General features: G+C 69.4%; 19 protein-coding genes. 6 read left to right on the forward strand and 13 right to left on the reverse strand.

The genetic code is table 11. The features are described 5' to 3' along the window. Positions 1–23: 23 nt before the first annotated feature. On the reverse strand, positions 24–2,762 hold the full coding sequence (locus tag Pth03_RS24155) for a helix-turn-helix transcriptional regulator (RefSeq protein WP_203946655.1): 2,739 nt from the start codon (positions 2,760–2,762) through the stop codon (positions 24–26). 157 nt (positions 2,763–2,919) lie between these two features. Beyond that, positions 2,920–3,933: an aldo/keto reductase gene (locus tag Pth03_RS24160; protein WP_239119324.1), complete on the reverse strand. Its 1,014-nt coding sequence runs from the start codon at positions 3,931–3,933 to the stop codon at positions 2,920–2,922. A 97-nt stretch (positions 3,934–4,030) separates the two neighbouring features. On the opposite strand from Pth03_RS24160, the gene Pth03_RS24165 reads away from it, so the two are divergent. Continuing rightward, positions 4,031–4,702 (forward strand): TetR/AcrR family transcriptional regulator, encoded by a 672-nt coding sequence (locus Pth03_RS24165; RefSeq protein WP_203946656.1) that lies wholly within the window; start codon positions 4,031–4,033, stop codon positions 4,700–4,702. Here the strand turns inward: Pth03_RS24165 and Pth03_RS24170 are convergent. Next, positions 4,663–5,334 (reverse strand): response regulator, encoded by a 672-nt coding sequence (locus tag Pth03_RS24170; RefSeq protein WP_203946657.1) that lies wholly within the window; start codon positions 5,332–5,334, stop codon positions 4,663–4,665. The genes Pth03_RS24165 and Pth03_RS24170 overlap by 40 nt on opposite strands. Then, positions 5,331–6,782, reverse strand: a complete 1,452-nt coding sequence (locus Pth03_RS24175) for a sensor histidine kinase (RefSeq protein ID WP_239119325.1) — start codon at positions 6,780–6,782, stop codon at positions 5,331–5,333. Before Pth03_RS24175 ends, Pth03_RS24170 begins: the two co-directional genes overlap by 4 nt. 265 nt (positions 6,783–7,047) lie before the next feature. On the opposite strand from Pth03_RS24175, the gene Pth03_RS24180 reads away from it, so the two are divergent. The 4 genes from Pth03_RS24180 to Pth03_RS24195 are packed head-to-tail and all read left to right on the forward strand — an operon-like array spanning position 7,048 to position 11,573. Then, the gene (locus Pth03_RS24180; protein ID WP_203946658.1) at positions 7,048–7,935 is read left to right on the forward strand and encodes an ABC transporter ATP-binding protein; all 888 of its coding nucleotides are present in this window, start codon (positions 7,048–7,050) and stop codon (positions 7,933–7,935) included. Then, entirely contained in the window at positions 7,932–8,984 is a 1,053-nt protein-coding gene (locus Pth03_RS24185; protein ID WP_203946659.1) for an ABC-2 membrane transporter-related protein, read from the forward strand. The genes Pth03_RS24180 and Pth03_RS24185 overlap by 4 nt, the downstream gene beginning before the upstream one ends. Next, the gene (locus tag Pth03_RS24190; protein WP_203946660.1) at positions 8,981–10,402 is read left to right on the forward strand and encodes a S41 family peptidase; all 1,422 of its coding nucleotides are present in this window, start codon (positions 8,981–8,983) and stop codon (positions 10,400–10,402) included. Before Pth03_RS24185 ends, Pth03_RS24190 begins: the two co-directional genes overlap by 4 nt. Positions 10,403–10,415: 13 nt before the next feature. Beyond that, on the forward strand, positions 10,416–11,573 hold the full coding sequence (locus Pth03_RS24195; RefSeq protein WP_203946661.1) for an alpha/beta hydrolase family protein: 1,158 nt from the start codon (positions 10,416–10,418) through the stop codon (positions 11,571–11,573). A 106-nt stretch (positions 11,574–11,679) separates the two neighbouring features. On the opposite strand, the gene Pth03_RS24200 is transcribed toward Pth03_RS24195, so the two are convergent. Beyond that, on the reverse strand, positions 11,680–12,312 hold the full coding sequence (locus Pth03_RS24200) for a GNAT family N-acetyltransferase (RefSeq protein WP_203946662.1): 633 nt from the start codon (positions 12,310–12,312) through the stop codon (positions 11,680–11,682). A 683-nt stretch (positions 12,313–12,995) separates the two neighbouring features. Beyond that, entirely contained in the window at positions 12,996–13,259 is a 264-nt protein-coding gene (locus Pth03_RS24205) for a hypothetical protein (RefSeq protein WP_203946663.1), read from the reverse strand. 412 nt (positions 13,260–13,671) lie between these two features. Here Pth03_RS24205 and Pth03_RS24210 point away from each other — a divergent pair, with 412 nt between their 5' ends. After that, on the forward strand, positions 13,672–15,402 hold the full coding sequence (locus Pth03_RS24210; RefSeq protein WP_203946664.1) for an L-aspartate oxidase: 1,731 nt from the start codon (positions 13,672–13,674) through the stop codon (positions 15,400–15,402). Positions 15,403–15,677: 275 nt separating this feature from the next. Here the strand turns inward: Pth03_RS24210 and Pth03_RS24215 are convergent, their stop codons facing one another. The 7 genes from Pth03_RS24215 to Pth03_RS24245 all read right to left on the reverse strand — a co-directional run bounded on the left by Pth03_RS24215 (position 15,678) and on the right by Pth03_RS24245 (position 24,292). Then, positions 15,678–15,932, reverse strand: a complete 255-nt coding sequence (locus Pth03_RS24215; protein ID WP_203946665.1) for a DUF2630 family protein — start codon at positions 15,930–15,932, stop codon at positions 15,678–15,680. 26 nt (positions 15,933–15,958) lie between these two features. Further along, positions 15,959–18,598: a magnesium-translocating P-type ATPase gene (gene mgtA, locus Pth03_RS24220; RefSeq protein ID WP_203946666.1), complete on the reverse strand. Its 2,640-nt coding sequence runs from the start codon at positions 18,596–18,598 to the stop codon at positions 15,959–15,961. After that, positions 18,595–19,521, reverse strand: a complete 927-nt coding sequence (locus Pth03_RS24225; protein WP_203946667.1) for a carbamate kinase — start codon at positions 19,519–19,521, stop codon at positions 18,595–18,597. Before Pth03_RS24225 ends, mgtA begins: the two co-directional genes overlap by 4 nt. Positions 19,522–19,524: 3 nt before the next feature. Continuing rightward, positions 19,525–20,526 carry an ornithine carbamoyltransferase gene (argF, locus tag Pth03_RS24230; protein ID WP_203946668.1) on the reverse strand — a complete coding sequence of 334 codons (1,002 nt, stop codon included), beginning with the start codon at positions 20,524–20,526 and terminating at the stop codon, positions 19,525–19,527. Positions 20,527–20,594: 68 nt separating this feature from the next. After that, positions 20,595–21,857 (reverse strand): arginine deiminase, encoded by a 1,263-nt coding sequence (locus Pth03_RS24235; RefSeq protein WP_203946669.1) that lies wholly within the window; start codon positions 21,855–21,857, stop codon positions 20,595–20,597. After that, positions 21,854–23,269 (reverse strand): amino acid permease, encoded by a 1,416-nt coding sequence (locus Pth03_RS24240; RefSeq protein WP_203946670.1) that lies wholly within the window; start codon positions 23,267–23,269, stop codon positions 21,854–21,856. Before Pth03_RS24240 ends, Pth03_RS24235 begins: the two co-directional genes overlap by 4 nt. Positions 23,270–23,341: 72 nt before the next feature. Beyond that, complete coding sequence (locus Pth03_RS24245; protein ID WP_203946671.1) at positions 23,342–24,292, reverse strand: alpha/beta hydrolase; 951 nt, start codon at positions 24,290–24,292, stop codon at positions 23,342–23,344. Between the last annotated feature and the right edge of the window lie 179 nt (positions 24,293–24,471).

Raw genomic sequence — 24,471 nt, forward strand, 5'->3', positions numbered from 1 at the left:
CTTCGAGTGATCGACATAGTGGCTCAGCGGTCGGCGGCGTCCAGCCTTTCCGCGAGCTGGCGCCGTGAGGAGATGCCGAGCTTCTGGAACACCTTGCGCAAGTGGTAGTCGACCGTGTTCACACTGATGAAGAGATTGGCCGCTATCTCCGGATTTGTGTGTCCGACCGCCGCCAGCCGGGCGATGGTCAGCTCCTGAGTGGTGAAATCGGGTGCCCCGGAGCCGCTGTGCACGACCGGCTTCGCCCCGACGGCCTCCAGTTCGGCCTGCGCCCGCGGAACGAACATCTGGGCCCCGCTGTGCTCGAAGTGCTGGACCGCCAGCTGTAACTGCTCGCCTGCTTCACGGCGACGCCTCGTCCGCCTCAGCCACTCGCCGTAGAGCAGGTGGGCGCGGGCGAGGTCGATCTCCGCACCTGTTCGCTCAAGCGCCTGGACCGCGGCCACGAAGTGGTCCTCCGCCGCCGAGTCCTCGCTGGTCAGCGCTCGCGAGCGCTCGGCGACCCCGCGGCACCACAGCGAGTCGTTCGCCATCGCACGCTCCATGAGCAGGCCGACGTACGGCCGTGCCTCGTGCGCGTGTCCGCTCCGGACCGCCGCTTCGACGAAGTCGGGGTACTGCAAGGGCGTCACCTGCAGAAACGGGTCCTGGATCAGCGGCTTGAGGCGGTCGTAGGCATCGCGGTAACCGCCCTCGGCGAGGTCGCGGAGAGCGACGGCCGCGACCGCGGTAGCCCCGACACCGCCGAAGCCGACGGAGTTCGCACCGTCCGCGATGGCCAGCACGACGTGGCGCGGCGCACCGGTCCACGCCATCAGGGCGGCGTTGATCACGTTCTCCGCGTCATAGCCCATCGCCAGCCGTACCTCGCGGACCTGTTCGATGGCCTCCTCGGCCAGTTTCACGGTCCCACCGGACAGCTCGGACAACGAGGCGACCCACATCAATGTGTCGAGGGCCTGAAGCGCCCCGGCGTCGCGGGCCGCCGCGGCGGCCCGCGCGAGCGCGGCGCTGCGACCGGCGTCGTCCCACAGGAAGGCACCCAGTGCCGCGATGGCCGAGCCCATGTGCATCATCTCGTGGTCGGGCAGTTCCACGATCGCGTCGAACGCCGCCCGCACAAGGGGCACCGCCTCCGCGTAGGGCTGCAGGATCAACGACCCGAGGCCGGCCAGGATGGTCGCGTCCGGTCCGCCGCCCGACTTCGATGCGGCCTCGAAACGGCTGCCCAGGGCATGCTGCGAGACGCCCTGCATGAGCCGGTCGGTGACCGCACAGGACTCGAAGGCCTTGAGGAGTGCGCGTTGTTCACGCTCGGTGTCGCGCCCGTGGAACTCATCCGCGGCACGGACGAGTTCGGCCGCCGCGAGCGACAACACGGCCGGATCCGCCGTGAACAGGCCGAGCGCACAGCGGACGACGATCGCACGCCCACGATCGACGCGATCGGCGGAGTCGACGTCGACCCTTTCGAGCAGCTCGTGGGCGATCTGGGCGGCCCCCACGACGAGCGCGGCCTCTGCCGCGCCGACCAGACGCGAGTCCTTGACGCGGCCGGGCGGGGTCAGCTCCGCGGCACGGGTCAGGATGCTCGCCCGAGACGCGAAACCACCACGACGCGCCGCGAGGTCCGCCGCGTACTCCAGCCGGTCGGCCACCTGCGCGTCCGTACCCAGCGTGGCCTTCGCGGAATGCCATGCCTCGAGCTCGACCATCCCGAGGTGGTCCGCGGCCCCGGCCAGGGCGCGGTGTGCTCGCCTGCGGTCCGCGCCCGAGGCCGCGTTGTAGACCGCGGATCGCACCAGTGGGTGCCGGAACCGGAGCGTTTCCCGCAGTTCCACCAGCCCGGCGGTCTCGGCCCGATCCACGACGTCCTCACCCAGACCCATCGTGCGTGCCGCGGAGGTGATGAAGTCGACATTGCCGGTGGTGTCCGCGGCGGCCAGCAGCACCCACTGCTGGACCTCGGTGTCGGTCTGCCGCACCCGCCGCACATAGTGCGCCTCGAGACGAGGGCCCACCGGGATCGGATCGGTGCCGAGTCCGAGACCGCCGAGTTCCTGTGCGGACAGGCCCTCGGCGAGATCGATGAGCGCTAGCGGGTTGCCTCCCGTGGCCCGCGCGATCGCGGCCGCCGAGGCCGGGTCGACCGGAGCGGCGAGCGACCTGCTGAGAAGCGCGGTGGCCGACTCCTGATCGAGCCCGCCGAGCGCCAACTCGGAAACGCCGCCCATGCGAGTGGCCACACCTCCTTCGTCCCTGGAGGCGAACAACATCGCGACCGGCTCGACGGCCAGGCGCCGGGCCACGAACGCCATGACGTCCAGACTCTCCTGATCCAGCAGGTGCGCGTCGTCCACCGCACACACGACAGGCGTCTCGACGGCGGCCGCGGCAAGGAGCCCGAGCACTCCCAGCCCCACCAGGAAACGATCCGGCGGCGGGCCCTCGGCGACACCGGAGGCGACCTCGATCGCCTGCCGCTGGCGCTCGGAAATGGCGGCTAAATGCTCGCTCAGCGGGATGGTCAGCCGCTGGATGCCCGCGAACGGGAGCGTCATCTCCGACTCGAAACCGTCCAGCCGAATCATCGACAAACCGGTCCCGCCGGCAGCGGCCGCCTCGAGCAGAGCCGTCTTGCCGATCCCCGGTTCTCCGGTGATCAGCAGTGATCCACCACGACCGTTGCGCGCGTTGCCGAGCAACAGCCCCAACCGCCGCCGCTCGTCATCGCGACCCAAAAGCCCACCGATTTTGATCACGTGGACGAGGCTAGGTCACCTGCGCGGACGACACCAGGGCCGGAGGACTACGAAGATCACGTCGTCCCGGCAAGATGCCGTCAGCCCACACGTACACGTAGTCGGTGCCGCCGTGCCTTCCGCGCAGGCCCCCGTCACCCACTGGGTAAGGGCGTCTTCAGCGAGACGGGGTGACCCCGTTGAACCAGTTCTGCGCGGCGACAGCGGTGTCGTGTTCGCGATCCCCGATCACGGTGATGCGTTCGAGCGCGGCGATGTGGTCTTCGGTGAGAGTGACGTCGGCGGCGAGGCTGTTCTCTTCGAAGAACGCCGGCCGGCGGGTGCCGGGGATCGGGACGACGTCGGGTGCCTTGGCGAGCAGCCAGGCGAGCGCGACCTGGCCGGGGGTGGCGTCGAGGTCGGCGGCGATGCCGCGGACGACGTCGACGGTCGACAGGTTGCGGTCGAAGTTCTGCTCGGAGTACCAGGGCATGCCGCTGCGGTGGTCCCCGCTCTTCAGGTCGTCCCGGGAGGTGATGGTGCCGGTGAGGGCACCGCGGCCGAGCGGGCTGTAAGGCACGATCCCGATGCCGAGTTCGCGGGTGAGCGGGAGGATCTCATCCTCGATACCTCGCTCCCACAAGGACCACTCGGTCTGGAGCGCAGTGATCGGATGCACGGCCGCGGCCCGGCGGATGGTGTCGGGCGCGGCCTCGGACAGTCCGATGTGGCGCACCTTTCCCTCGGTGACGAACTCGGCCATGGCGCCGACGGTGTCCTCGATCGGGACCGTCGGGTCGACACGGTGCTGGTAGTACAGGTCGATGTGGTCGGTGCCCAGGCGCCGCAGCGACCGTTCCAGGCGCTCGCGCGCGTAGGCGGGGCTGCCGTCGATGCGTGCCTCGGCTCCGCCGAACGGGGCCGAGACGATGCCGAACTTCGTCGCGACGACGAACTCGTCGCGGCGTCCGGCGATCGCACGGCCGACGATCTCCTCGCTGGCCCCGTAGCCGTCGGCGGTGTCGATCATGGTGACGCCGAGCTTGGCGGCGCGGTCGATGATCTCCCGGGCCATCGTGTCCGGGTCGTACTCGCCATTCTGCCCGTAGGGATTGGCGAAGCTCATCGCGCCGTAGCCGATCGCGCCGGCCTCGAGACGGTCGGGCCCGAGGAATCGGGTGGTGATGCTCATGACTAGGTCCTTCCAGACAGCCAGGTATGTCCTCACTTGGGGACAAGAATAGTCCTCAAGTGAGGACAACGGTCAAGGGGGGCCTAGGATGAGGGCTATGTCCACTGGTGCGTCTGCTCCCGCGCCTCGGCGTACACGCGACGCCGAGGCCACACAACGCGCCATCCTCGGCGCGGCGATCGACGCGTTCGCCCGCAGCGGCTATGACGGCGCGAGCACCCGCGACATCGCCCGCGACGCCGGAGTCGACCCCCGGTTGATCACCCGCTACTTCGGGTCGAAGGAGGCGCTGTTCGCGCGAGCGGTGGAGGAGACCTACCGCCACCCCCTCATGATGGTCCCGGGGCGCAACCGCGACGTAGCCGAGGCGCTGCTCGGCGACGCGCCGCTGGAGCAGGCCAAGGGGCTTCTGCTCACCATCCGCTCGGCCGGGAACGAGCGGGCCGTCGAGATCATGCGCGACCACCTCGAACAGCACTACCAGCGTGACCTTTCCGACGCGCTCTCCGGCCCCGATCCGGGGACGCGGGCCGCGCTGCTGATCGCCGTCTGCACCGGCGTGCAGATGCAACGCAACGTTCTGCGCAACCGGGCACTGCTGACCGCGGATTCGGCCACGGTCATCGATCTGCTCGCCGCCGCACTCGACCTCATCGGTGCGAGCGACGTGCCCGCTTCCGCCGACAGCCGACCAAGCCGAGTCCACGAAACCCGAGGCACAGATTCAGGTCAACCGGTGCCGCCAGGGGAGATCAGGCCGGTCTCGTAGGCGACCACCACGGCTTGGACACGGTCACGCAGGCCGAGTTTGGACAGGATGCGCGCGACGTGGGTCTTCACCGTGGCCACGCTGAGGGTCAGCCGGTCGGCGAGTTCGGCGTTGCTCAGGCCGGTGGCGAGCAGGCGCAGCACGTCCAGTTCCCGAGGCGTCAGCTGGGACAGATCGCGGTGGAGGGTGGGCTTCACGTTGTCGCGGCGGGCGAAACGTTCGACCAGGCGGCGGGTGATGGTGGGCGCGAGCAGGGCGTCGCCGGAGCGCACCAGGCGTACCGCGGCCACCAGGTGTTCGGGTGTGACGTCCTTGAGCAGAAACCCGCTCGCCCCCGCGGCGAGCGCGGCGTACACGTAGTGGTCAAGGTCGTAGGTGGTCAGGATCAGCACGCGGGTGTCCTCGGCGCCGCCCGCGAGGATCCGCCGGGTGGCTTCGAGGCCGTCCATCTGCGGCATCCGAATGTCCATGAGCACGACGTCGGGCCTGGTACGGCGAACCGCGGCGACGGCTTCGTCCCCGTTGGCGACCTCGGCCGTCACTTCGATGCCGTCGGCGGCGAGGATCATGCGGAATCCCGTGCGTACCAGTGCCTGGTCGTCGGCGATGACGGCGCGCAACCGCTCGGTCATGTCGTCCTCCACGGGACGCGGGCCTTGATCCGGAATCCGCCCCCGAGAGTCCGTCCGGCGTCCAGAGTCCCGCCGTAGACGGCGAGCCGCTCGCGCAACCCGATCAGCCCCCTGCCGTCGCCTGTCCGCGGCCAGGCGCTCCGTGTCCCGCCGGTGTCGGTCACCTCGATCTCCAGCCAGTCGCCGTCCTGACCGATCGTGACGAACGCGGCGGCGCCGGTCGCGTGCTTGATCGTGTTGGTGAGGGCCTCCTGTACGACGCGGTAGGCGGCGAGGTCGATCCCGGGAGGCAGCGGCCCCGGCGGCGACGCCTCGACGCTCACCGGCACGCCGGCGGCGCGGACCCGTTCCACCAGGGCGTCGAGCTGGTCGAGCCCGGGTTGGGGTTCGAGGCCGTCGGGAGGCCCGTCGAGACGCTCGCCACCCGGGCCGGCGAGCAGGCCCATGACGTTGCGCAGTTCGGCCATGGCGGCCCGGCCGCCGGACTCGATCGCGAGCAGAGCCTGCTTCGACTGTTCCGGCTCCACGTCCATGACCTTGCGGGCCGCGCCGGCCTGGATCACCATCACGCTGACATTGTGGGTCACCACATCGTGGAGCTCGGCGGCGATCCGGGAGCGCTCCTCCGCGACAGCCCTGAGCATGGCGTTCGCCTGCGCCTGCTGTAGCTCGGCGAGCCGATGCCGGCTGGCTCCCAGCTGTCGCCGCCAGAAACGGACGAAGCTCCCGAAGACGCCGACGCTCAGCAGGACGACGAACGGGCCCATCCAATTCGGCAGCGCAGGCGCGACGTCCTGGAAGGCGCCACCGGCGAGCCCGGCCGCGAGCACGAGGCCACCCATTGCCAGGAGCCGGTTACGGCTGTAGGCGACGGCACCGTACGCGGCGACAGCACAGGTCAGCACGGTGATCCACGTCGCACCCGCGTGGGTGGCCAGCGCCGCGGCCAGCACCACCCAGAAGGTGATGAGCGGGTACCGGCGCCGCGCCGCCAGCGGCAACGCCGTCAGCGCCACAAGGAACACGGGCGGGTCGTAGGGCCGAGGCTGGGCAGGCACGTTGCCGGACGTGTCGCCAGGAGGCCGGGATGGGACGTCGGGCAGGACGCGAGGAGGTGGTGGGCGGCCGGTCGGGGGATCAGGAGCGGGCGGGAGATCAGGAACCGGCGCCGGGGGCGGCGGAGCAGGTTGGAGCCGGAAGTATTCGATCACTTGGGACCGATCCGCATCAGAGTCGTTCACGGAATAGCTCACCGATACGGTCACCGCGATGACCGTCAGAACGATCGCGACCACCACGTCGGCGGCGAGTGCTCTGCGAGACAGCCGTGGAGGTCCTTCGCTGCTCAGCCCCGGCGTCTCCCGGACGCCGCGCCGGTCCGGGTAGTCCAGCCGGCTGTCCAGGTCGAGCACATGCCGCCACCACGGCAGTCGTTCACCGGTTTCCACCGGCACATTGTCACCGCCTGCCTGTCCGTCACGCATCGGCCGTTGTGACGGGCCTCACGGTCTTCGGGAGTACATCGCAGGGATGACCTGACGGCCCTTCGTTCTCCGGAGGTACGCGATCTCGGCATGACGGCCGACGCGCACCGGCAGGGGCAGTGCCTAGTTTCGTTCCCGCCATCACGCCGCTCTGAAGCCGAGACCTCACCGAAGGCATCGGGGCGCTGTTCATGACCGCCTTTCGGACCACCTCTCAGGAGGACACAGCGTGACTTCTGTTCTGCAGGCCCAGGCACTGGGCAAGAGGTACGGCAAGCGCTGGGCGCTGCGCGAGTGCACCGTCGACATCCCGGCAGGCCACGTCGTCGGGCTGGTCGGCCCCAACGGAGCCGGCAAGACCACGCTGCTGAAACTGGCCGGCGGCCAGTTGGAGCCCACGACGGGTGACATCACGGTGCTCGGCGGGCGGCCCGGGAGCACGCCTGCGCAACTGGCCAGAGTCGGGTTCGTCGCCCAGGACACCCCCCTCTACGCGGCACTGACCGTTGCCGAACACCTGCGATTGGGCGCCCGGCTCAACCCCCGCTGGGACGCCGCGCTCGCGCGGGAGCGCAGCGGACAGCTCGGGCTCGATCCCTCGCACCGGGCAGGCAAGCTGTCGGGTGGCGAGCGCGCCCAACTCGCCCTCACCCTGGGCCTGGCCAAACGACCCGAACTGCTGATCATGGACGAGCCGGTCGCTTCGCTCGACCCGCTCGCCCGCCGCGAGTTTCTCCACCGGCTGACGGAGGCCACCGCCGAGCACAAGCTGAGCGTGGTGCTCTCCTCCCACCTGGTCTCCGACCTGGAAAAGGTCTGCGACTACCTGATCGTCCTTGTCGACTCCCGCGTCCGGGTAGCCGGGGAAGTCGACCGGTTACTGGCCACCCACCACCGCCTCACCGGCTCCCTCCACGCCTTCGACCGGTTCCCTTTCGACCAGCGAGTGATCTCCGTCAGCCACACCGATCAGCAGAGCACCGTCGTCGTCCGTACCGGCTCCCCGATCCACGACCCCGCCTGGACGGTCAGCCGGCTCAGCCTGGAAGACCTCGTCCTGGCCTACATGGACAAGTCCACGGAGAACCGGCGAGCCCACCTGGAGGTGCAGCGATGACCTGGCTGACCTGGCGCCAGTTCCGCGGCTCGGCCACGATGATGGCCGCCGTACTCGTCATCCTCACCGTCGTGCTGGCCCTGACCGGCCCGGACCTGGCCTCCCGCTACGCCGCCGGACTCGTCGGCTGCACTCCGGACGACACCTGCGACCGGTTCTTCGACCGCTTCTTCGACGAACATCAGCTCCCTTTCGTCGCCGTCAGCTTCGTCGTGCTGGCCCTGCCCGCTCTGGTCGGGCTCTTCTGGGGGGCACCGTTGATCACCCGCGAACTGGAGGCGGGCACGCATCTGCTGGTGTGGAACCAGAGCATCACCCGCGGCCGCTGGCTGGCGGTCAAGCTCGGGCTCATCGGCCTGGCGGCCATGGCCGCCTCCTGCGTGTGCGGCCTCACGGTGACGTGGTGGTCCGATCCCCTGGACAAGTCGGCCGTTCCGGACCTGGCCTTGATGGCTCCCCTGGTGTTCGGCGCGCGTGGCATCGCACCGATGGGGTACGCGGCCTTCGCCTTCGTTCTCGGCGTCGCCGTGGGCATGCTGGTGCGCCGTACGTTGCCCGCCATGGCCCTCACCCTGGCCGTCTTCGTCGCGATCCAGTTCGCCATGCCGCAACTGGTCCGTCCCCACCTGATGCCCCCGGTCACCGCGACCTTCGAGCTCAGCCAGGTGAACATGGGCGGCATCCACGTAGCAGAACAGGGCGGACCTGTGCAGATTTCCACGAAACTGGCGGTTCCCGGCCACGCGGGCTCCTGGGTCCTGTCCAGCGACCTCCTCGATTCGTCGGGACGTACGATCGCCGGCAGCGGCGAGGAAGCGCCCGTCCCCGTCTCGGTGACTTCTGGCCCCTGCTCGCCGCAGGAGGCGGGACCACACGGCTTGGACGCGTGCTGGCTCGAGATCAACCGCCTCGGCTACCGCCAGCAGGCGACCTACCAGCCCCTCGAGCGCTTCTGGCCCTTCCAGTGGATCGAGACCGGGATCTACGCCTTGCTCACCCTCGGGCTCACATGGTTCTCCTTCTGGTGGATCCGGAGACGCCTGTCATGACCGTCAACAGGACCGCAGCCGCCGTACTCGCCCTCCTCCTGGCGGCGGCCTGCACGGCGCCGACTCCACCGCGCACGCAGGCGAGCACTGCGGGCGCAACGGCCTGCGCGCACCCCCAGGGACCGCTCGGGACCGAGACGGCCACCACGATCGACGTCATCGAGCAGGCGTACTTCTGCATCCTCGGCAACTACTACGGCGGCCCGACGCTGGACGCCCGCTCGCTGCTGACCGCCGGATTCCTCGCCCTGTCCCAGGAGCTCAACCGCGACGGCCGGGACGTGCCCGAAGCGACCATGCCGGCGCTGACCGGCGACCGGAAAGCCGACTGGGCCGCCTTCGAGACCGCCTACCGGAAGATCACCGATCAGGTCCCCGACCTGCGCGACAAGCTGGCCGTCGTCACCCTCGAGGCCATCGTGGCCGGCCTCGGCGACAACCACGCCCGATGGACGCATGATGACGCACGGCCGCTCGACTACTACGACGGCGACGGCTACGGCCTGGGTCTCCAGGCGAACGTCAACGGCTCGCAAACGGACGGCAGCAGCCCCCGCGTCGCCCTCGCTCCGCTGTTCGTCACCACCGTGCTCGGCGGCGCCGCGCGGGCCGCCGGACTGCGCCCGGGGGACGTCATCGAAGCGGTCAACGGCTCGGCGCTCTTCGTCGACGGCAAGGTCACCCCCGCGATCGCCGCGCTCTATCCGACGTATCCCGAGGCACGCCCGGTCGAGTTGCGGCTCCTGCGGCAGACCACCGGCCGCCGCTGGACGGTCACGCTCAAGCCCGGCCTCTACCAGCGGGACCTGGCCGCTCTGCAAGTGGTGCGGTCGAAGCTGCTGGACGACGACGTCGCCTATGTACGGATGACCGGATTCGCGCCCGACTCCGCGAACCGGGTGTTCAAGGCGATCTCCAGGCTGCGCGCCGGCCGCCCGCTGGCCGGCGTCGTGCTGGATCTGCGCGGCAACGGCGGCGGCAGCCCTGTGGAGGCGGCCCGTCTGGTGAGCGCGTTCGTCCAAGGCAAGGTCACCGCCTACCAGTGCACCGTGGACAACAGATGTGCGACCGCGCGGACCGACGACACCGTCGAACTGCTCAACCTGCCGCTGGTCGTGCTCATCGACCACGGCTGCGCCTCGGCGTGCGAGCACTTCAGCTCGGCGGTCAAGGACCTGCGCCTCGGCCAGTTGGTCGGCACCAGAACCGCCGGCGTGATCTCCGGCCCGGCGCAGTCCTACCTGCTCGCCAACAACACCGTCCTGAGCTTCCCCCAGCGGCACCACCTGGGGCCCGACCGCGAGGTGATCGACCGGATCGGCGTGCCGCCCGACCACTACGTGCCCTTGACCCCGCAGGACGCGGCCGCCGGGCGCGACCCCGCGCTGGCCGAGTCCCTGACCCTGCTGCACAAGTGAGATGGACCTCCCCATGAGACAGATCCTGGCCGCCGCCCTGGGACTGGCCGTCGTCCTGGCCGTGTCCGCCTGCTCCACCCCCGCACCGCCCCGGTCCGACGCCCCGTCGGTCACACCGACCGGCCCCGCCACCCTGCCCGCGCCTACCGGTGACCGTCCGGTCGGCACCACCGTTCTGCATCTGACGGACACCTCCCGCCCCGACCCCTGGGACCTCGACGTCCAAGCCAGGGAGCTCAAGGTCACCCTGTGGTACCCGACCGAGCAGCGCGACGGGCGGCGTGCTCCGTACATGACACCCAAGGAGTCGGAGCTCCTGATGAAGGGCTCGGGGATCGCGAGCGCGCCGTACGACACGCTGAGCAAGACCCGCACGAACGCCATCCAAGACGCCGCACCCGCGGGACGAAAGTTTCCCCTGGTGGTGCTCTCCCCCGGCTTCACCAAACCGATGAGCACACTCACCTCCCTGGCCGAGGACCTGGCCAGCCGCGGCTACGTCGTGGCCGGCATCGACCACACCTACGAAAGCTACGCCACCACCCTCTCCAATGGACGGGTCGCCGAATGCCTCGCCTGCGACAGCGACACCGACCCCGGCTTCGGCACGACGGCGGTCCAGGGCCGGGCCGCCGACGTCTCCTTCGTGCTCGACCGGTTGCCCTCGGCGTGGGACGGCTCCCGCCTGATCGACCGGTCCCGCATTGCGATGGTGGGCCAGTCGATCGGCGGGGCCGCCGCCCTGGCCGCCATGGTGCAGGACCCCCGGGTACGCGCCGGAATCGACCTGGACGGCACCACCTACGCCCGCATCCCCAGGACCGGGTTCGCCAAACCGTTCCTGTTCCTGGGCACGGAGCAGCACCTTCCCGGCGGCCGCGACACCTCCTGGGACCGCGACTGGAAGTTGCTGACCGGGTGGAAGCGCTGGCTCGTCCTCTCGGGCGCCGAACACGAATCCTTCACCGACAGCCCGCTGATGTCGGGTGCCCTCGGCATCAAGCCCCTGCCCGGCGTCCTGCCCGCGGCTCGCACCGCCGAAATCACCCGCACCTACGTGGCGGCCTTCCTCGACCAGCACCTGAAGTCACAGCTACAGCCCCTCCTGGAGGGACCGTCACCCCGCTACCCCGAGGTCAAGTTCTGCCCAGCGACCTGCGGTCGTTCCTGAGACTCCGCGCATCCTAAAGCCGTCGGGGATGTTGATCTGCGCTCCGGCCGCCTTGAGCGTGTACACGTCGCCGACGCTCCACATGGTCGGGCCTGCGGGACCGTAATCATCGCAGGCCAAAGTATGGCAGGCATGGCTGCAGGCCGTGAATCTCCACCGGGACGGGATTGGTGAAACCATCTCGATCGAGGCGCAGGCGCTGCTGAACGGCCCGCTGGCCGCGCACCTGGTGCACCGACAGGCCGTCGCGCTGGTAGCCGAGCTTGCCGGAGACGGCCAGCGAAGCCAGGTTATCCAGAAAGGCGCTGGAAACCGCCGTCTGCGCACCAAGCCCAGCGAAGGCCAAATCCAGTACAGCGGCACGCATTTCGGTGCCAAGCCCGTGGCCCTGATGAGCGCGGCCCAGCCACGAGCCGGTATGCACTTCACGGGTGACCAGAAAGTCGGAAGCGGATACGTCCTGAGTACCGACCACGCGTCCCTTATGAACGACGACGAAGTTGCAGCACCACTGCTCCGGTTGCCACCGCGAGATGACGCCGAGATGAAACCGGACGATGTTGCCTGGTAGCTCGTCTACGGGGGCGTCGGTCCAGGGGATGCCGAACGGCATCAGGTCCGGGTCGTGGACGCCCTCCAGGGCTCGGTCAGCCAGTTCGTCGAGATCATCTAGGGTTGGCAGTCGCAGTTCAAGCCGAGGCGTGGTCAATCGCAGGTTGAGCAGGGGCCAATGGCGCATGTCTGCCCATTCTTCCGATCTTCTCCGATGCGGTCATTCGAATTACTGGCGTCTGGGCGATCTGGCCGTGGCCGGCCATGGCGGTGAGCCGTCTGGATGCCGGAGACGAGCCGCCAACCCCGGGACTCAGAACACGCATGACCGGCGCCCGGGGGTCGAACCCTGAACCTATGGATCCAAGGAAGACGCCTCGACCAAGGCGCAGGGCGCTGACCTGGAGATGTGGTGTCCGTTCGTTAAGGCTCGCCGCGACACACTCGTCGTCCTCCACGGCACGGCGCGGAGCGACGAAGGTCAGCGCCCGGTTAACGAGGCGAGCGGAACGCCCGGTACATTTAACCCTGCATGAATCTACGTCCTTCGCTTCAACGTGAAGAGCGTGGAGGCAGGGGCCGGGGGTGGCAATCCGGCCCCTACGCCTATGTGGGGTCCTCCGCTTCGCATTCAGCGAGGACCTTGTCTCCCGTGCCGCGGTCGCCCCACGGCCACCCCACTCCGACGGATCGCACGCCTGGCCGTGCTGGTCATGCTGGAGCGCCTGCAACCGGGAAGATGCGCTGCGCGCCGCCCAGACGAGAGGGCTTCCTGGTGATCCGGTTGGCCCCGGAGGCGGTCTTTCCCACAGCGCTCCCCCAGCGGCACGCCAACGAGCGGGGCTTAGGCACGCCTCTGTGGGTTCAGTCTCATCCGGCAGATTCGTCACGGGCGGCCAGCGCGCCACGGTACTGACTCGCGAGATCCTGAACGCCACGAGCACCCAGCGGGTAGCCGATGCCGACCTCGCGCAGGGCCTGGTTGACGGCGTCGAGTTCGGCGCGGCACTGGTGGAGTTCGGCCTCGTGCGCCGCCGGGGTCTGCATGCGGGCAACCAGGAGCACGAAGGCATCGCGGGCCTCAGGACTGATGCCGAGTTGCTCGGCAGCCTGCGCGGCGGTCAGGTCACTCATGAAGTCATCCTGCCGATCCAACTCTCACGTGTCCTGAACGACCCGCCCGCCACAGGCGAACTCCCCGTACGGGTTCTGCTCCCGATCGACGGAGCCAAGCCGGCCAGCTCGCGTTCTTGGGTGGGCGGCCGCGTCGATTCTCCTCGGGCCGGTACGGTGCCAGGCCGGCGAGTACGCCGGCGGGGTCTCCGGTTTCGGGGTCCGACGCCTAAGGAGCCTCACTGAATCCGCGCCAGTGCGGATAGCACGTGATCCGACGGCCGACGACTGGGCCACTCACCACGCGGCGCTGCCGTGCGTCACCGTGCTCTGCGGCAAGCGACCGTGCGCCCCGGTGTGCATGTCACAAATCATGCCGCTACCCGGTCGTCTGTCTCGGAATTGCTTTCGTCGATGCGGCCTAAGGAGCACCATGCACGCGTCAGAGCAACGGATCGCCACGTCGGTCCTGGTCATCGGCACGGGAGGATCCGGGTTGCGAGCCGCCATCGAACTCGCCGCACGCGGGGTCGACGTCCTCGCGGTGGGCAAGCGGCCCAAGTTGGACGCGCACACCTCACTCGCGGCGGGCGGCATCAACGCGGCACTCGCCACGATGGACCCCGAAGACAGCTGGCAACAGCACGCGGCGGACACCCTCAAAGAGAGCTACCTCCTCGCCGATCCCCAGACGGTGCAGATCGTGACCGAGGGGGCAGCGCGGGGCATCGAAGACCTCGAACGCTATGGCATGCCGTTCGCGCGCGAGAAGGATGGGCGAATCTCGCAGCGCTTCTTCGGCGCCCATACTTACCGGCGCACCGCCTTCGCCGGCGACTACACCGGACTTGAGATCCAGCGCACCCTGGTCAACCGGGCGGCGCAACTGGATGTCCCCATCCTCGACACCGTGTACATCACCCGCATTCTCGTCCGCGACAACGCGGTCTTCGGCGCATATGGTTTCGACCTGACCGATGGCAGCCGCTATGTCATCCATGCCGATGCGGTGATCCTGGCCTCCGGCGGCCACACGCGGATCTGGCGGCGCACCTCCTCCCGGCGGGACGAGAACACAGGTGACTCGTTCCGTCTGGCCGTGCTCGCCGGCTGCCGCATCCGCGACGCCGAGCTGGTGCAGTTCCACCCGTCCGGTCTCATCGCACCCGAGGACGCGGCAGGCACCCTCGTCTCCGAAGCGGCACGGGGTGAGGGCGGAATCCTGCGCAACGGGCTCGGCGAACGATTCATGTCGCGGTACGACTCCGAGCGGATGGAGTTGTCCACGCGCGACCGCGTCGCGCTCGCCGCCTACACGGAGATCAAGGAGGGCCGCGGAACTCCGGCCGGCGGCGTGTGGCTGGACGTGTCGCATCTGCCCAGGCAGACGATCATGACGCGGTTGCCCCGCGTGTACCAGACCCTGCTGGAACTGCAGATGCTCGACATCACCAAGGACCCGGTCGAGGTCGCACCGACGGCGCACTACTCGATGGGCGGGGTCTGGGTCCGGCCGGAGGACCACAGCACGGACGTCGACGGCCTGTACGCGATCGGGGAGGCGTCGAGCGGCCTGCACGGCGCCAACCGCCTGGGCGGCAACTCACTCATCGAACTGCTCGTCTTCGGCCGCATCGTCGGACAGGCGGCGGCCGAGTATTCCGCGGGCCTCGTCGCCCAGCGCCGCTCAGCCGAGGCACTCGAGGCGGCACGGGCGGAGGTGGACCAACTGCTCGCGTCCGACGGCCCCGAGAACGTACGTTCACTGCAGCGGGCCATCCGCGACCTCATGACGGAGCACGCCGGGGTGGTACGCGACGAGAACGGCCTGCTGAAAGGCCTCGCCGAGCTCACGGCGGTAGAGGCACGCATCTCCCAACTCGGCGTGCACCCGGACATCGCCGGTTTCCAGGACCTGGCCCACGCTTTCGACCTCAAGTCCGCGGCGCTCGCCGCACGCGCGACGATCGACACGGCATTGGAGCGTCGCGAGACCCGCGGCTGCCACAACCGGTCCGACTATCCCGAACTCGACCCCTCCCTGCAGGTCAATCTGGTGTGGTCCGCTCCCGGATCGGTGGAGCGGCAGGCCATCCCTCCGATTCCCGCCGAGATCGCGGCACTCATGCGCGAGGTCTCAACTGCCGGAAAACTCGTCGAGTAGCAACCCTCGAACGCGTGAGCGCCGACCTCTTTCCGACGTGATGCGCACCTGCTTGGCCGGCGCGCCCGGAACCGACTGGCCCGGGGCGCCGGGCCAACCGGGCACCGTACTCATACGTGGGGATCGTCGGCGCGAGCACGGTGACGCAGAAGTAGCAGTCGCGCTACCGTCTCCGCGTTCTCGTCGTAGAAGACGCGCTGCGATCGGCAGGCGAGGTGGACGTCGACGACGCGCGACCAGTGGTCGACAGTACCGGCTTCTGTGACGAGGCCCGCTCATCCCCACCAATGCAGGTAATACTCAACATGCGAGATCGGTGCCGCGTGAGCGTCGTCGGGGTTCATCCCCGCGTCACGCAGGGCGCGCCGTCGGCGCAGCAGGTCCCAGCACTCGTCGAGCATCTGTTCCAGGTCGGTGAGCCGCTCATGTTGGGGCTGGGCGACGAGTACGGCCGAGCTGCGCCGGGTGCGCAGGTGATGCTCCTCGTCGACGAGCGCATGCATGCGCTGAAGAATCTGCTGTTCATCCATTGGGGCATCCTGTTCTGTTCAAGGAATCAGCCCGGCGCCCGGTGAAAGCCACGCGCAACAGGCTTGTTGCTGCTGAACGGAGCCACGCGGCGGTTCACCTGGTGCGACGCGTCCCTGCGCCGCCCGGCCTCGTATGGGTGTGGCTCGGCGAAGAAGCGCTTCTTGGCATACTCGACCGCGGCCAGGTAGGCGACCACGAGTGCAGCCACGGCCGGGTAAAGGGCAGCGGGCGGGGTGACGAACCCGAGCGCCCGGGACATCGGCGCGAGCGGGAGAGCGACCCCCACCGCGACGACCGCGACGACACTCAGGACGAGGGGCCGGCTCGGCCGGCTGCGCAGAAACGGCACCCGCCTGGTCCGGACCGCGAAGATGATCAATGTCTGGGTGGCCAGCGACTCCACGAACCAACCTGTGCGGAACAGCCCCGCGCCGGCGTGCAGCGGCCCGAGCAGGACTCCGAAGGTGAGGAAGTCGAACAGGGAGCTGATCAGACCGAAGACGAGCATGAACCGGCGGATGAGCCCGATGTCCCAGTGCGCGGGCGCGGCGAGTTGCTCGGGGTCGACGTGGTCGGCCGGAATCGTCAGCTGGCTGGTGTCGTAGAGGAGGTTGCCCAGCAGGATCTGCGACGGGAGCAGCGGCAGGAAGGCCAGCACGGCCGAGGCACCCGCGACGCTGAACATGTTGCCGAAATTGCCGGCCGTACCCATCAGAACGTATTTGACGGTATTCGCGAAGATGCGCCGGCCTTCAGCGACTCCGTCGGCGAGTACGTCGAGGCTCTTCTCCAGCAGGACTATGTCCGCGGCGTCCTTGGCGATGTCGGCAGCGGTGTCGACCGAGATGCCGACGTCGGCGTCGTGCAGGGCGAGTGCGTCGTTGACGCCGTCGCCGAGGAATCCGACCGCCCGGCCGTCCCGCCGGAGGACCCGGACCAGGCGCGCCTTTTGCTCGGGCGAGACACGGGCGAAGATCCCGCCCTCCTGCGCGGCCGCCCACAGGTGGTCGTCGTCGAGCAGGTCGAGTTCGGGCCCGGCGACCGTGCGCCCGGCGGGGAGACCGAGATCGGCGCAGAGCTTCCGGGCGACGAGCGGATGGTCGCCGGTGGCGACGACGACGCGGATGCCCAGCCCTGCAAGTCGGCGCAGGGACGAGGCGACCCCGTGTTTGGGCGGGTCGAGGAAGATCAGGAACCCGACCAGGGACAGGCCCCGTTCGTCCGACGCGCTGACGGTGGCGGCTCCGGGGGCCGGGCGAGTGGCGACGGCGATGACCCTGCTGCCGGCGGAGAGGAGGGCGTCCAGGGTGGTGCGGGCCTCGGCGGGGACGTCGTGGCACGCGTCGATGACCGTTTCCGGAGCGCCCTTGGTGACCAGGACCCGGTCACCCTCCGGGGTGTCCACCAGGACGGTGCTCATGCGCCGCTCATGGTCGAACGGCGCGGACGCGAGCCGGGTGTAACCGCGCGGCTCGGCTCCAGCGGCTCGCAACGCGAGGTCGAGGGCGTTGCCGAGGCCGGGGTCGGTGGCGAGCAACCCGAGTTCGCGTGGTCTGTCATCGTCGTCGCCTGCCGGGCCGACGGCACGCGTGAACGTGATCCGCCCCTCGGTCAAAGTGCCGGTCTTGTCGGTGACCAGGATGTCGATGTCGCCGAGGTCCTCGATGCTGACGAGGCGTTTGACCAAGACCTTCCTGCGAGCGAGCTGCCGGGAGCCGGTGGCGAGGGCGGCGCTGACCACGGCGGGCAGCAACTGAGGCGTTATTCCGACCGCGATGGCGAGGGAGAACAACAGCGAGTCGATCAGCGGTCGGCTCAGGAGGATGTTCACGACGAGGATCAGCGTCGTGAGAGCCACTGCCACCTTCAGCAGCAGGAAGGAGAACCGGCGCAGCCCCGCCTGGAAATCCGTTTCAGGATGGACCCCGCCGAGGTCTGCGGCGACACGGCCGAACTCCGTGTGCACTCCGGTGGCGATCACCAGACCCGCGCCCGCGCCCGCGTGGACGACCGTGCCCATGAACGCGATGGACGCGAGATCTCCCTGAGGGGTGCCGGGGGTGACCGGGCCGGCGCTCTTGGCCGTGGGAAGTGACTCCCCGGTCAGGATGCTCTCGTCGCATTCGAGGCCGTCGGTCTCGGTGATGCGCATCTCGGCGGGCACCACGGTACCGAGACTCAGCCGGACGAGGTCGCCGGGCACCAGGTCGACGACGTCGGCAGGAGCCGGCACGCCGTCCCTGATGACGGTGACGGTGTGGCGCACACCGGAATGCAGCGCCTCGGTGGCCCGCTCGGCGCGGTACTCGTTGGCGAAGCCGAGCCCGACGCTCGCCGCCAGGATTGTGGCGATGACGACGGCATCGGTTCGCTGGCCGAGGATGAAGGACGCGAACGCCGTCGCGAGCAGCAGGGCGAGCAGCGGGCTCTTCACCTGCCTGAGCAGCACCTTCAGGGCGTTGGCGCTGTGGTCCCGTACGGCGTTGGGCCCGGCCTGTGCCAGCCGCCCGGCTGCCTCCCTGGCGGTGAGACCTGACCGGAGGTCGCTGCCGAGGGCCGTGGCGACGGCGCTCACCGGCATCGCGGCCGCCGTCTCGACTGGCAGCCCGGCGACGTCCGTCACACCGGACGTGCCGGTCCGGCGTGCCGTCCGGGTTCCGGTCATGGGACGGCCTTCGCCGGTGCCGGGGTGATGCTCGTCCCGGCGTCTCCGGCGAGCACGGCTGCGGCGTCGGCCAGTGCGCCGATCGCGGCGGCCCGGCCAGAGGCGCGGACGAACCGGACGCAGGCCTCGATCTTCGGCCCCATCGAGCCTGCGGGGAACCCCATGGCCGACAGCTCGTCGACGTCGGCGGCCAGGATCGGCGTGGCGGCGGCCGTGCCGTACCCGCGCATCACCGCGGGAACATCGGTGAGCACGAGCAGATGCTCGGCTCCGAGCTCGAGGGCGATCGACGCCGCGGTCAGATCCTTGTCGACGACCGCTTCGACGCCCGACGGCCCGTCCTGGCCGCCTTCGACGACAGGAACGCCGCCCCCGCCGCCGCAGACCACCACTGCCCCCGACTCGAGCAGCGTGCGGATCGCGCCGATCTCGACCACGCGCCGAGGCTCGGGCGACGCGACGACCCGCCGCCAGGTCTCACCGTCCCGGGCGACGTGCCAGTCGTACCGTTCGGCGAGCCCGGCCGCGCCTGCCTCGTCGTAGGTGGGGCCGATGAACTTCGTCGGTGCGAGAAACGCCGGATCATGGGCGTCGACGACGGTCCGCGTGACGACGGTCACCACCGGCCGGGTGACGCCCGCCGCGCTCAATTCCTGGGCAAGCCAGTAGCCGATCATGCCCTGGGTCTGGGCGCCGATCACGTCGAGGGGGTACGGCCGGCTCAGGGTCCGGTCGGCCTCACTCTCCAGTGCCAGCACACCGACCTGCGGCCCGTTGCCGTGGCAGACGACCAGCTCGTGCTCGGCGGCCAGCGGGGCCAGGGCCCGTGCAGCCTGGCGGACGTGCCCGAGCTGGATCGTGGCGTCGGGCCGCTCGCCCCGCTGGAGCAGCGCGTTCCCGCCGAGTGCGACGACGATGCGCACGGATCAGTCCCCCAGGGCCTGGACCAGGAGGGCCTTGATCGTGTGCATCCGGTTCTCGGCCTGGTCGAACACGATGGAGCGGGCGGACTCGAAGACCTCTTCGGTCACCTCGGCCCCATCAAGCCCGAAACGCTCGTACAGCCGGGCACCGAGGACGGTGTCACGGTTGTGGATCGCGGGCAGGCAGTGCATGAACCGGACGCCGGGATTGCGGGTGGCGTCCAGAAGCTCCTCTGTGACGCGGTAGGGCAGCAGGGAGGGGATCCTCGCGGCCCATTCCTCGTCGGCTTCGCCCATGCTCACCCACACGTCGGTGTAGACGAAGTCCGCGCCGCTCACGGCGGTCTCGACGTCGTCGGAGACCAGAACCCGGCCTCCACTCTCCTTCGCGACCCCCTGAGCGGTCGCGACGACGTCGGCCGGCGGCTGCAGCCCGGTGGGAGCCGCGATCCGCACGTCCATCCCCAGAAGGGCGCCTGTCACCAGCAGCGAGCGGGCGATGTTGCTCCGCCCGTCGCCGGTGAAGCAGTAGGCGATCTCCCGGAGATCACCGGGGAAGTGCTCGGTCATGGTGAGGACGTCGGCGAGCGTCTGCGTGGGATGCCAGGAGTCCGTCAGGGCGTTCCACACGGGCACTCCGGCGTGTTCGAGCAACTCCTCCACGGTGTCCTGGGCGAACCCGCGGAAGGCGATGCCGTCGAAGACGCGGCCCAGCACCCGCGCCGTATCGGCCGTCGACTCCTCGCGGCCGAAGTGCGAGCCCTCCGGCCCCAGGTAGGTGACGTGGCCGCCCTGGTCGTGCGCCGCCACTTCGAAGGCGCATCGGGTCCGGGTGGAGTTCTTCTCGAAGACGAGCGCGATGTCCGCGCCGTTCAGCCGGGGCAGTTCCTCGCCGCGGAACTTGTCGCGCTTGAGCCGTGCGGCCTGCTCGACGAGGCCGAGGAACTGATCCTTGTCCAGGTCGAGGTCCTTGGTCAGCGACCCGGGGTGGCGTTTCGACGTCATGGTGCCTTCTTTTCTGGAAGCAGGGAGAAGCAAATCGGGCGCGGATCGGAGGCGCGGCCGTGCGGGGATCAGAGGGGGTCGCGGCGCACCGGGCAGCTCATACACCGTGCCCCGCCCCTGCCACGGCCCAACTCGCTCCCTGCGAGGGTGACGACCTCGATGCCATGGCGGCGCAACATCGTGTTGGTGACGACGTTGCGGTCGTAGCCCATGACCACTCCCGGCGCGATCGCCAGATAGTTGACGGCGTCGTTCCACTGCTCACGCTCCGCCGTACGGCTGTCCTCGTCGGCCGTCAGCAGCCGGACCTCGTTGTCGAGCACCCCGTTGAGCGCGCCGGTCAGGCCCACGGTCTCCTGGACGTCGACGCCCGCGGAGTCGTCAGCGGAGTCGTCAGCGGGGGTCAGCCGCCAGCAGCGGACCCCGCTCCAGTCCAGGTAGGGGTGAGCCACGAACGTGCCGAAGTCGACCATGGTGAGCAGGGTGTCGAGGTGCATCGCGGATCGGGCCCTGGGCAGCTCGACGGCCAGCACGAGGCGGGCCTGGCCGGTGGCGAACAGCCGCCGGGCGAGCGCCTCCACACCCGTGGGGGTCGTGCGCTCCCCCATGCCCACCAGCACCACGCCGGGCGCGACGACATGGATGTCGCCGCCCTCGAGGGTCGCCGGAGCCCGGTCGGCGTCGTCACCACCCAGGTAGATCGGGAAACCCAGGTCCCGGAACGCCGGATGGTGGCGGTAGACGGTCCGCGTGTTGATCGATTCCCGGCGCCTGGCGGCCTTGGCCATCGGGTTGACGGTGACCCCGCTTCCGATCCAGGCCGCGTTGTCGCGCTGGAAGAGCGTGTTGGGCAGCGGAGCCAGGACGAAGTCCTCGATGTCGAGGACCTGCCATGCGAGGCTCGGACGGCCCAGGGGCGACAGGTCGGATTTGGTGATGCCCCCGATGAGGTACCGCGCCAGCGTTTCCGGATCGCTGTCGCCAAGCAGGGCCCTGATCTGGGCGGAGAGGGCGGCGCCGAAACGGTCGTCGGTGCAGACCTGACCGAGCGCGTACGCCCTGCCGTCCGGGGTGGCCAGCGCCTCGGCGAGCAGGTCGCCGAACAGATGGACCTCGATGTCGTACTCGCGCAACGCCTCGACGAACGCGTCGTGCTCGCTGCGGGCGCGCGAGCCCCAGATCACGTCGTCGAAAAGCAGGTCCGTGATGTTGCCGGGGGTGAGCCTGTCGATCTCCAGCCCGGGGCGATGGACGATCACCTCCCGGAGGGGCCCGATCTCGGAGCCGATGCCGACGGTGACGCTGCCGGGAGCGGGGGTCGTGAGGGTCATCGGTGTGCGCCTTCCGTGGGCAGAATTCCGGTGGCCAGATGAGGACGCACCGGCGTTTCGCCGTACTCGCCGCGTCCCGCCTTGAGCCAGATGTAGAACGGCACTCCCAGCAGGAGGCAGAACAGGCCGTAGTAGACGGCCTGGTAGCCGCTGCCGGCCAGAGCCCAGAAGCTGAACAGCAGCGCGACCGCCGCGACTCCGATGTCCCGCGCGAGATGCCCCGCCCGGATCCGGCGGCCCTCGGTCATCAGCCAGTAGAGCTGCGCCGCCGCGGAGAACAGGTACGGGATGACCGCCGTGAGAACCGACAACAACACCACCGTGGTGAAGACCGTGGCGAAGCTGGTGTAACTGACGATCGTGAGGGCCGAGGCCAGGACGGTCCCGATGACGATGCCGAACGCCGGGACGCCCATCCTGCTGTCGGCGGCGAAACGCCGGGGGAACAGACCGTCGGCCGCTGCGGCCTGCGGCATCTCCCCGACGACGAGCGTCCAGCCGACCAGCGCGCCCGCCCCCGAGATGATCGCGGCCACGGCGACGGCGTCGCCCGCCCAGTGGCCCCCGAAGATCGCGTTGGCAGAGTCCGTGAACGGCGCGGTCGACGTCAGCAGCGCGCCGTGGGAGACGGTGCCGAACACGGTGAGCGTGCCGAGGATGTAGACCAGCGCGCACGCCGCCGTGCCGAGCACCGTCGCCCTGCCCACGTTGCGGCCGGGGTTGCGGACCCGCCCGGCGGCCACCGAGGCGGTCTCGATGCCGATGTAGGAGAACAGCGCGATGGCCCCCGCCGCGCTGATCGCGCCCATCGCCGAGCCTCCGCTGGCGTTGAACGCGCCGAAATTGGCCGACTTGATGAACAGCAGGCCGGCGGTGGCCATGAAGATCAGCGGGATGAACTTGAGCACCGTGGTCAGCCCCTGTATGACCGCGATGCCGCGCAGCCCGCTCAGGTTGACCGCGGCGGGAATCCACAGCCCGACCAGGGCGATCACGATGGACCAGCCCTTGTCGTGGGAGGTGTTCCAGAACACCTCCACATAGCCGACCCAGGCGACCACGATGGCCGCGTTGCCCGCCCACGCGGTGATCCAGTAGCTCCACGCGTTGACGAACCCGGCGAAGTCGCCGAACGCGTCCCTCGCGTAGAGGTACGGTCCGCCGGACCCCGGTATCCGTTTGGTGAGCGCCTGATAGGTGAAGGCGAGTGCCAGTGCGCCGACGGTGACCAGTGCGAACGCGACGAGCGAGATGGGCCCGAAGCCCGCCAGCGCGGACGGCAGGGCGAAGACGCCGGTGCCGATCACCGATCCGACGACCAGCGCGGAGGCGGTCCCGAGACCGAACGAGCCCCGCTGCGCCTCGACCTGTTTCGGCTCGGCCGAGGCAGGCGGCACGGATGCGCCGCTCATGAATCCTCACCCCGCGCGCCGTGCACGAGGACGACGGTCGGTTTCTGCTGAGTCATGATTCCGTCTCTCTGATCAGTAGCGGCCGAGGGCCTTGCGGAGGACGTGGATCGCCTGCTCGATCGCGGCAGTCGCGGCGGCGGTCCCGCGCACGGGGTTGAGCATCATGAAGTCGTGGAGAGTGCCGTCGTAGCGGACGGTCGTGGTGCGAACTCCGGCCTCGATGAGCTTGCGACCGTAGGCCTCGCCCTCGTCGCGCAGGACGTCGTTCTCGTCCACGATGAGAAAGGTCTCGGGTAGTCCGGCGAGTTCCTCGACGGTCGCCCGCAGCGGCGACACGGTGATCTCGCCGCGCTTGTCCTTCTCGGGCAGGTAAGCGTCCCAGAACCACGCCATGGCCTTGGCCGTCAGATGCGGCCCGTCGGCGAATTCGCGGTAGCTGTCGGTGTCCTGGCCCGCGTCGGTGACGGGGTAGTACAGCGACTGGTGCACGAAGCTCACGTCGCCGCGCTGCTTGGCCAGGATGGCGAGGGCCGCGGTCATGTTCCCGCCGACGGAGTCCCCCGCGACGGCGAGTCGAGAGCTGTCGAGGCCCTCGGAGGCCCCGTACCTGCTGATCCACTGTGCGGTCGCGTACGCCTGCTCGATCGCGACCGGGTAGACGGCCTCGGGCGAGCGGTCGTACTCGACGAACACGACTGCGGCGTTCACCCCGACGGCCAGTTCCCGCACGAGCCGGTCGTGGGTGCCGGCGTCGCCGAGGATCCAGCCACCTCCATGGACGTACAGGACGACCGGCAGTTGATCTTCGGCGCCGACCGGCTTGACGATGCGGACCCGCACCTCTCCGACCACGGCAGGGACGATGATCCACTTTTCCTGGACGTCGGGCTTGTCGATCGGAGCGCCCTGGACGTCGTCGAGCACCTTACGAGCACGATCGGGCCCGAGCTCGTACAGGAAGGGGGGTTTTGCGGCAGCGTCGGCGAATTCCTGCGCCGCTGCTTCCAGAACGTGCTTGCTCATGCAACTGCCTCTCTGTCGTGGTAATCAGCAAGACCGCGCAGCCACTCGGGTTTGTGACGGGGCGGCGCGAATGTCTTCGCGGCCCGGTGCGCATCGCCGTGTCGGTGAGTAGTCCCAGCGGTGAAGGGTTCGGCACGAGCACGCAGTTCCGCAACGGCAGCACTTGGAGAGAGTTACTC

The sequence above is a fragment of the Planotetraspora thailandica genome, from assembly GCF_016863335.1.
GTDB classification, from domain to species: Bacteria; Actinomycetota; Actinomycetes; order Streptosporangiales; family Streptosporangiaceae; genus Planotetraspora; species Planotetraspora thailandica.